The following is an 8,475-nucleotide window of genomic DNA, read 5'->3' as shown; positions in this document are numbered from 1 at the left end:
CTCCTTGAAGGCCGCGCGGCTGGCGATTTCGAAGGCCAGGACCGAGGAGTCGACGTCGTGGAAGGCGCCGTCGACCAGGGTGGCCTTGAAGTCGATCAGCGGGAAGCCGGCCAGCAGGCCGTTGTCCTTGGCGGACTCCAGACCCTTCTGGACGCCCGGGATGTATTCCTTCGGCACCGCGCCGCCGACGATGGCGCTTTCGAAGACGAAGCCCGAACCCGGCTCGCCCGGCTCGAACACCAGCTTCACGCGGGCGAACTGCCCCGTGCCGCCGGTCTGCTTCTTGTGAGTGTAGTCGATCTCCGCGCGCTTCCCGAGGGATTCACGGTAGGCCACCTGCGGCGCGCCGATGTTGAGTCCTATACCTTGTTGCCGAAGCGTTTCGGCCTTCGCTTCAAGGAGCTCCTGGGTCGTCCCATGCAAAATGGTCTGGCCGGACTCGTGGTCCGTCGAGACGGTGAAGGACGGGTCCTCCGCCGCCAGCTTGGCCAACGCCGCGCCTAGCTTCTCCTGGTCGGCCTTGGACCTCGGCTCCAAGGCGATCTCGACAAGGAAAGGCGTTGCATCCGGGCGCACAGCGTCACCGTAGCCCCGCGGTGTGAGTCCGCAACGGGTCGGAAGCGGACCTCGCAGCTTTGTCTCCGACCGTGACGCGCCGCTGCCCCCGTGTCAGGCCTGGGGCGTCAGGCGGATCCACTTGGTGGCGATCCACTTCTCGCCCGAGAATACCGGGCGGCCTCAGTGGAGGGAGGGCCTGAAGAGCGAACCCTGCGGATCGAGGGGGGGGAAGAGGAGGGCCGCGCCCTTCATGGGGGTGAACTCGACGTTCAGGTCCGGAAACTGGGTCCAGCCGCCGCCCTCCACGTCGGACAGGTACATGATGACGGTGAGCAGCCGCTGGCTGTTGCCGGCCAGTTCCTCGGCTCCGCCCGGCGTCTCGGGATCGAAGTAGTCGAAGTGGGGAATGTACTCGCCCCCGGGCGCGTACTGGACGATCTGGAGGTTCTCGCCGAAGGCCACGGGCATGTCCGTCAGCTTGGCGATGCAGCTCTCGATCCGCCTCACCAGCTCGCCGTCTCCTCGCCGGAGGCGCCGCCGTGGCGCGGTCGCGCGTGCCGCGCGATCCTTGAGTTGCCGAGACCGGCAGGCAGACTGGCTGCCGTGAGATCAATGCGCGGGTGTGGGTATCCACTCCCTCTCCCGAGGCGGAGCCTTGGGAGAGGGGCTGGGGTGAGGCCCGGCTCGTGCAAGCGTGGCGCGCCGGATGACGGGTCGAGGGCCCGCGGTGCTCGCAGCCGCCTTCTTGCCCTCGGCTCCGGCATCCGGAGCTAGCCCAGCCGGACCTCACCCCGGCCCTCTCCCGCTCGCTGCCGCGAGCCGGAGAGGGAGTTCGGGTGGGGGCGTACCGCTTCCGAACGCCGGCGTTTCTCGGTCCCCGGGACAAGCCCGGGGATGACGTTCGCCAGGAAGGCTGGCTGCCCTGAGATCAATGCTCGATCTAGGTATCCACTCCCTCTCCCGAGGCGGAGCCTTGGGAGAGGGCTGGGGTGAGGCCCGGCTCGTGCAAGCGTGGCGCGCCGGATGACGGATCAAGGGCCCGCTGTGCTCGCAGCCGCCTTCTTGCCCTCGGGTTCCGGCATCCGGGGCTAGCCCAGCCGGACCTCACCCCGGCCCTCTCCCGCTCGCTGCCGCGAGCCGGAGAGGGAGTTCGAGGCGCGATCACTAGGGTTCCGCAAGGAAGGCGAGGATCCTGCCCACGTAATCCGCGAACTGCGGGGACTGGGGGAGGACCACGTGATTGGCGCCCGCGATCTCGCGAAACCGGGCGCCGGTCACCTCGCGTGCAATCTCGCGGCTCCTCTCGACGGGGATCCAGGCGTCATCGCGGCTGTGCAGCACGAGCGTGGGGCAGCGGATCCGGGCGAGGTCGGCGCTGACGTCGATATGGGCCTGCATGTCCATGATGCGCGCGGCGGCTTCGCCGGTGGCGGAGAGACGCTGAAGCTCGTTCAGTTCGTGCATCTGGGCGGCGGTGGCCTCTGGGAATCCAAGCGAGGTGAAGATCTGGCGGAAGGCGGGGTTGTCGCGGCCCCAGCCCTCCCTCACCAGGGTCTTGGTGGCTTCGAGCGCAGCGGCGCTCTCCGGCGCAACGACGAGCCGCCCCCGCGCGTAGCCCCCGGCCAGCACCAGCTTCGCCACCCGTTCCGGGCGCCGGGCGGCGAAAGCCAGCGAGACGGCCGCGCCCTGCGATATGCCCAGCAATGCGAACCGCTCCAGGCCTGCGGCGTCGACCACCGCCTCGAGATCGTCGACGGCGGCGTCGAAGGAGATGGCCGCATCGCGATCGGACAACCCCATCCCGCGGCCGTCGTAGCGCAGCAGGGCGTGCGACCGGGCGAGTGCGACCAGAAGGCCGCTCCAGATGGAGCTCTTCCAGTCGTGTTCCACGTGGCTCATCCAGAGCGGCGCGCGCACCAGCGGCGGACCTTCGCCGGCTATGGCGTAGGCCAGGTGCGCGCCGTCACGTCCGCGCGCGTAGCGGATATCCTGCTCAGGAACGGCCGGGGCAGCGGACGGCGGCCCATCGCCCACGAACCGGTAGCCTCTCCCCGAAGCGGTCCGAATGTAACCCCTCGCGTCGCCGTCCTCTCCCAGGGCGCGGCGAAGGGCATAGACCTGCACCTGCAGATTGTTCTCCTCGACGGTGACCCCCGGCCAGACCTTGGCGAGGAGGTCCCGCTTGGACACCACCTCCCCGTCGGCCGCCACGAGGGTGCAGAGAACGTCGAGCGCGCGCTCGCCAAGAGGGGTTTCGAGGCCGTCACGGCTCAGCCTGCGGCGCGCAAGGTCCAGCTGGAACGGCCCGAAGCTGATTGTGCGTGGACCGCCGGTCTGCATCGCCTCGCCGAATTCAGGACTTTTCAGATCGTCCAAGAACCTTAAGTCGCGGCGTCTCGTAAGGTCCACCGCGTACACGCCGCGCAGAGCGGCGCTCGATGGAGGTTCGACGATGGTGGTTTTCAGCGTGCTCTACCCCGCCCAGTCCGGCGGACGGTTCGACCAGGCCTACTACCGCGCCACCCACATCCCGCTGGTTCAGGACGCCTTTGCCAAGAGTGGCCTGAAGAACGTGGAGATCCAGCAAGGTCTGTCGGCCGGCGATGGCGGCCCGGCGCCGTTCGTCGCCATGGCCCACCTGTCCTTCGAGAGCCCGGAAGCACTCCAGGCCAGCCTCACCGGGCCGCGGGCCGCGGAGGTGTTCGCGGACATCGCGAACTTCACCGACATCGCGCCCGTGACACAGGTCAGCGCGAAGGACGCCTAGACGCACCTGCCACCCGTCTTCCCCCGTCGCCCCGATCAAGGGCCCGCGGTGCTCGCAGCCGCCTTCCTGCCCTCGGGTCGGGCATCCGGAGCTGGCCCAGCCGGACCTCACCGGCCCTCTCCCGCTCGCTGCCGCGAGCCGGAGAGGGGGGGCGGAGCCTCGTGGGTCATCGTGTCAGGCCTGGGGTGTCAGGCGGATCCACTTGGTGGCGATCCACTTCTCGCCCGAGAATACCGGGCGGCCCCAGTGGAGGGAGGGCCTGAAGAGCGAACCCTGCGGATCGAGGGCGGGGAAGAGGAGGGCCGCGCCCTTCATGGGGGTGAACTCGACGTTCAGGTCCGGAAACTGGGTCCAGCCGCCGCCCTCCACGTCGGACAGGTACATGATGACGGTGAGCAGCCGCTGGCTGTTGCCCGCCAGCTCCTCGGCGCCGCCCGGCGTCTCGGGATCGAAGTAGTCGAAGTGGGGAATGTACTCGCCCCCGGGGGCGTACTGGACGATCTGGAGGTTCTCGCCGAAGCCGACGGGCATGTCCGTCAGCTTGGCGATGCGGCTCTCGATCCGCCTCACCAGCTCGCCGTCTCCTCGGCGGATCGCGCAGCTGCGGCTCGAGCGGGTGGGATCGACGACCAGGGCTCCGTTGCTCTGGTCGAAGATCTTGGAGTCCTCCATGCGCCCCTCGGCCTGGGCGATGAGGCCGTCGCACTCCTCGTCGGAGAGGAAGTCCGGGAGCAGGAAGATGCCGCGCCCGAGATACTTCACCAGGATCGGGACGACGCGGTCGACCAGCAGGACCCGGTTGAACGGGGCAAGGACGTCGAGTCTTCGCCAGAACCTCTCGGCGGCCTCGGCCGGGCATCCCACAGGATCGGCGTCGAAGGCCTCGCCCGCCTGATACCTTGCGAAGCGGGCGGACTCCTCGCGCACGAACGCCTGCACGTCCTGAGCCCGATAGCCGGCGGCCACGAGCCCGGCTTCGACGTCGGCGACGTCGCGCCCGGTTCCGACGTTGAACTCGAACCACTCCCTCAGACCGGGGCGCAGGGCGTCGGTGATGGGTTGCTCGACCACAAGTCACTCCCCACGGTGGGCGCCGGCCGGCGCCGGCGCTGTCTCGCTCATGCCTAACGCGCGGCGTTCTCGAAGAGCGCAAGCTGGTCGGCGTGGGCCGTCTTGAAGGCGGGGCGATCGGTGAGCCGGGCGACGTAGGCTTCGGTGGCGGGCCGCTCGCCGAAGGCGCGGACCTTGGGGACGCGCAGGACGTCGGCCATCAGCAGGTCGGCGACGGTGAAGCGGCCGGCGGCGAGCCATTCGCGCTCGGCGAGCACGCGCTCGATATGGCCGAGGCGCTGGGTCATCCAGCCGGTGAGGCCGTTGTCCGCGGCGCCGCTGAGGGTCAGGAACCACCAGGGGACGGTGACCATCTCGATCGAGTTCAGCGCCGCGATGGTCCACTGCAGGGTTTCGGCTTCGCCGGCGGGATCGCGCGGCATCAGGCGGTCGCTCTTGCGCGCCAGGTGCAGCAGGGCGGCGCCGCTTTCGAAGAGCTGCACGCCCGCGTCGTCGAGGAACGGGACCTGGCCGAACGGCTGGCGATCGAGGTGGTTGGTCTCGCGGCCGTCGAAGGGGATGGTGCGGACGGCGTAGGGCAGGCCCGCTTCCTCGCAGGCCCATCGCAGCCGCAGGTCGCGCACGAAGCCGCGCGGGCCCTCAGGCACCCAGTCGTAGGTCCAGATGGTGAGTTCGCTCATCGCCGCAAGCCTCCAGCCCACCCTAGCGGAGCATTTCGCGATGGCCGGCGCTAGTCGCCGGTGAGCGACTTCCAGCCGATGGCGTGGACGCGGCCGCGGCCGAGCGCGCCCGCCATTGGCGCGCGGGCGAAGAGGCCGGAGAAGGCGGGGTCGCGGACATTGAGGCCGCCGGCGTAGGCGCCGAAGGCCGGCAGGATGGCGCGCTCGGCGTCGGTGACGAAGCAGCGGCGGCGCACGCTGCCGCGGGAGGCGCGGACCCGGGCGGCGGGGTGCAGGTGGCCGGCGACCTCTCCGGCCTGCGGGCCTTCCTGCGGCTCGTGGCGGAAAGTGAGTCCCTGCAGGGAGAGCTCGGCGGCGGTGTCACCGGGCAGGTGTTGCGGACCGTCGGCGTCGTGGTTGCCGATCACCCAGATGAGGCGGCGGCCGAGCGCCAGGGCGCGCAGGCGATCGGCGTCGTCGGCGGCGAGCCGCTCCTCGGACCTGCGGTCGTGGAAGGTGTCGCCCAGCAGGACGACGGCGTCGGGATCGAGGGCGGCCACCTCGCCTTCCAGACGGGTGAGCGTGTCGCGGGTGTCGTAGGGCGGCAGCATCTGGCCGCGGCTGGCGTAGGCGGAGCCCTTCTCCAGGTGCAGGTCGGCGACCACCAGGGTGCGCTCCGACGACAGCCACATGGCGCCGGAAGCGCGCAGGGTCACGTCGGCTCCGTGCACCATGGTGCGCAGCGAGCCGCAGGTCTCGACGGCGAAGTCGTAGATGTGGGCGGCGTCGCTCAACTCATGGCCTCGGCGATCAGGTCTTCTTCGGCTTCGTGCAGGATCATGGTCTCGCCCGCATGGCCCGGCGAGCGCTCCTTGCCGATCTCCAGCAGGATGGAGACCGAGAAGGGCGAGAGCCGGTCGAGGGGCGCGTGCCGGATCCGGCCGCGGATGCGCGCCAACATCTGCCCCAGGCGCGCCACGTCGATGAGGCCGGTCGCCGCATCGTCACGGGCGCAGCGCAGCAGGAGGTGGTCCGGCTGGTGGCGGCGCAGCACGTCGTAGATGAGGTCGGTGGAGAAGGTGATCTGGCGCCCCGTCTTCTGCTGCTCGCCGGGGAAGCGCCGCTCGATCAGCCCCCCGATGATCGCGCAGCCCTTGAAGGCGCGCTTCATCATGAAGCTCTCGGCCAGCCAGCTCTCCAGGTCGTCGCCCAGCATGTCCTCGTCGAAGAGCTCGTCGAAATCTAGGCGGTCGAGCGGCTCGAGCGCCCAGACCGCCAGTGCATAGTCGTTGCAGACGAAGCCGAGGGGGCCGACCCCCAGGCGCTCGAGCCTGCGGGTCAGCAGCATGGCGAGGGTGGTGTGGGCGAGGCGGCCCTCGAAGGGGTAGCAGACCATGAAATTGCGCTTCCCGTGCGGGAAGGTCTCCAGCAGCATCTCCTCTTCCGAGGCGATCACCGAGCGGTCGCGCTGGGCTTCCAGCCATTCGCGCACGTCGGTGGGCAGGACGGGCCAGCGCTCCTGGTCGAACATCAGCTGGCGCACGCGCTTGGCGAGGTAGGTGGAGAGCGCGAACTTCGAGCCGCCCCATGACGGCATCTTGGGGTCCTTGTCGTTGGCGGGCTGGACCAGGACGTCGAGGTTGGTGATGCCCATCAGCCGCCAGACCTGGCCGGCGAAGACGAAGGTGTCGCCGGGGTCGAGCATCTCCAGCATGCCCTCCTCGATCTCGCCGATCTTGCGCCCGGCCGAGCCGCGGCGGCCGCCGATGCGCACGGCGAGCATGGCGGGCGAGACGATGGCGCCGACGTTCAGCCGGTGCTGCTGGGCGATCATGTGGTTGCGCACGCGCCACAGCCCGTCCTGGCCCTTCACGATCCGGCGGAAGCGGTCGTAGGTTTTCAGCGCGTAGCCGCCGGTGGAGACGAAATCGACGACCTGCTCGAAGTCCTCCCAGGGCAGGTCGCGGTAGGGACCGGCGGTGACGACCTCGTCGTAGAGCCGAAGCATGTCGAAGGGCTCGGAGCAGGCGCAGCCCATGACGTGCTGGGCGAGCACGTCCAGCGCGCCGATGCGCGGCGGGTCGCCGTCGAGGCGGTGCTCGGCGATGGCCTCGCGGGCGGCCTGGCACTCCAGCATCTCGAAGCGGTTGGCGGGCACGAAGATGGCGCGGCTGGGCTCGTCGAGGCGGTGGTTGGCGCGGCCGATCCGCTGGACCATCCGCGAGGCGCCCTTCGGCGAGGCGAGCTGGATGACCAGGTCCACGTCGCCCCAGTCGATGCCCAGGTCGAGGGTGGAGGTGCAGACCACGGCGCGCAGCTCGCCGCGGGCCATCGCCGCCTCCACCTTGCGCCGCTGTTCGGCGGCCAGGCTGCCGTGGTGCAGGGCGATGGGGAGGCTGTCGTCGTTCAGACGCCAGAGCTCCTGGAAGGCGAACTCGGCCTGGAAACGGGTGTTGACGAAAACGAGCGCCGTGCGCGAGCGCTTGATGACCTCGTAGACCTCGGCCATGGCGTGCTGGGCGGTGTGACCGGCCCAGGGGACGCGGCCTTCGGAGAGCAGCATCTCGACGATGGGCTCCGCGCCGCCGGGGCCATGGACCAGGTCGACGCTTTGCGGGCCGGCGGGGGCGGCCATCCAGCGCTTGATCACCTCGGGATCGTCGACGGTGGCCGACAGGCCGACGCGGCGCATGTTCGGCGCGAAGGTCTGCAGGCGGGCGAGGTCGAGGGCCAGGAGGTCGCCGCGCTTCGACGAGTGCAGGGTGTGGATCTCGTCCAGCACCACGCAGCGCAGGCTCTCGAAGTAGGCCCGCGCCCCCTCCCAGGCGCAGAGCAGGGCGAGCTGTTCGGGCGTGGTCAGCAGGATGTCGGGGGGCTTGAGGCGCTGGCGCTGGCGGCGCGCCATGCCGGTGTCGCCGGTGCGGCTCTCGGCGGTGACGGGCAGCGACATTTGCAAGATGGGGGCGTTGAGGTTGCGCTCCACGTCCACGGCCAGGGCCTTGAGGGGCGAGATGTAGAGGGTGTGCAGGCCGGTGGGCGCGTTGGCCGGCGGCCGCTGGGAAAGCTCGATCAGGCTGGGCAGGAAGCCGGCCAGGGTCTTGCCGCCGCCGGTCGGGGCGATCAGCAGGGTGTCCTTCCCCTCGCGGGCCTTCTCGACCATGGCCAGTTGGTGGGCGCGCGGGCTCCAGCCGCGGCTGGCGAACCAGTCGGCGAACCTGGCGGGCAGGAGGTCGGAGGCGGGCACGGCGGCGTCGGCCATCAAGGCCCTATAGCATGTTCCCGTTCCGTTTCACGCCGTTCGCGATGCGTGAGCGGCGGGGGGCTGCTGCCGACGTAGCCACCGCGGCGCCCTACGCAGACGCGGTTTCGCATCGTCAGCGGCTCGGCCATCGATGGGCCAACAACCGCAACGGACGAGAC

7 protein-coding genes and 1 pseudogene are annotated in these 8,475 nt (G+C 70.0%); 1 reads left to right on the top strand and 7 read right to left on the bottom strand.

The annotated features are described in order from the left end of the window. The 3 genes and pseudogenes from fusA to VIL76_RS04675 all read right to left on the bottom strand — a co-directional run. Positions 1 to 552 (bottom strand): annotated as a pseudogene (gene fusA, locus VIL76_RS04685) (elongation factor G); the annotation flags it as partial. 186 nt (positions 553 to 738) lie between these two features. Next, positions 739 to 1,065: a 2OG-Fe(II) oxygenase gene (locus tag VIL76_RS04680; protein WP_332043833.1), complete on the bottom strand. Its 327-nt coding sequence runs from the start codon at positions 1,063 to 1,065 to the stop codon at positions 739 to 741. Between the two features lie 657 nt (positions 1,066 to 1,722). Beyond that, positions 1,723 to 2,934, bottom strand: a complete 1,212-nt coding sequence (locus VIL76_RS04675; RefSeq protein WP_332043832.1) for an alpha/beta fold hydrolase — start codon at positions 2,932 to 2,934, stop codon at positions 1,723 to 1,725. Positions 2,935 to 3,010: 76 nt separating this feature from the next. On the opposite strand from VIL76_RS04675, the gene VIL76_RS04670 reads away from it, so the two are divergent. Beyond that, entirely contained in the window at positions 3,011 to 3,325 is a 315-nt protein-coding gene (locus VIL76_RS04670) for an EthD family reductase (RefSeq protein ID WP_332043831.1), read from the top strand. A gap of 174 nt (positions 3,326 to 3,499) precedes the next feature. Here VIL76_RS04670 and VIL76_RS04665 read toward each other — a convergent pair whose 3' ends face one another. From VIL76_RS04665 to VIL76_RS04650, 4 genes are read right to left on the bottom strand one after another with little or no spacing between them, the layout of a single operon-like run. Further along, positions 3,500 to 4,396, bottom strand: coding sequence for a 2OG-Fe(II) oxygenase (locus VIL76_RS04665; protein WP_332043830.1), 897 nt, complete (start codon positions 4,394 to 4,396; stop codon positions 3,500 to 3,502). 53 nt (positions 4,397 to 4,449) lie between these two features. Further along, a complete protein-coding gene (locus VIL76_RS04660) occupies positions 4,450 to 5,076 on the bottom strand; it encodes a glutathione S-transferase family protein (protein WP_332043829.1) in 627 nt (208 codons plus the stop codon). Positions 5,077 to 5,126: 50 nt separating this feature from the next. Then, positions 5,127 to 5,831, bottom strand: a complete 705-nt coding sequence (gene pdeM / locus VIL76_RS04655; RefSeq protein ID WP_414695411.1) for a ligase-associated DNA damage response endonuclease PdeM — start codon at positions 5,829 to 5,831, stop codon at positions 5,127 to 5,129. Between the two features lie 14 nt (positions 5,832 to 5,845). Next, positions 5,846 to 8,314, bottom strand: coding sequence for a ligase-associated DNA damage response DEXH box helicase (locus VIL76_RS04650; protein ID WP_332043828.1), 2,469 nt, complete (start codon positions 8,312 to 8,314; stop codon positions 5,846 to 5,848). Between the last annotated feature and the right edge of the window lie 161 nt (positions 8,315 to 8,475).

The organism is Phenylobacterium sp., assembly GCF_036563285.1.
GTDB lineage: Bacteria > Pseudomonadota > Alphaproteobacteria > Caulobacterales > Caulobacteraceae > Phenylobacterium.
This window is presented reverse-complemented; position numbering and strand designations above follow the sequence as displayed.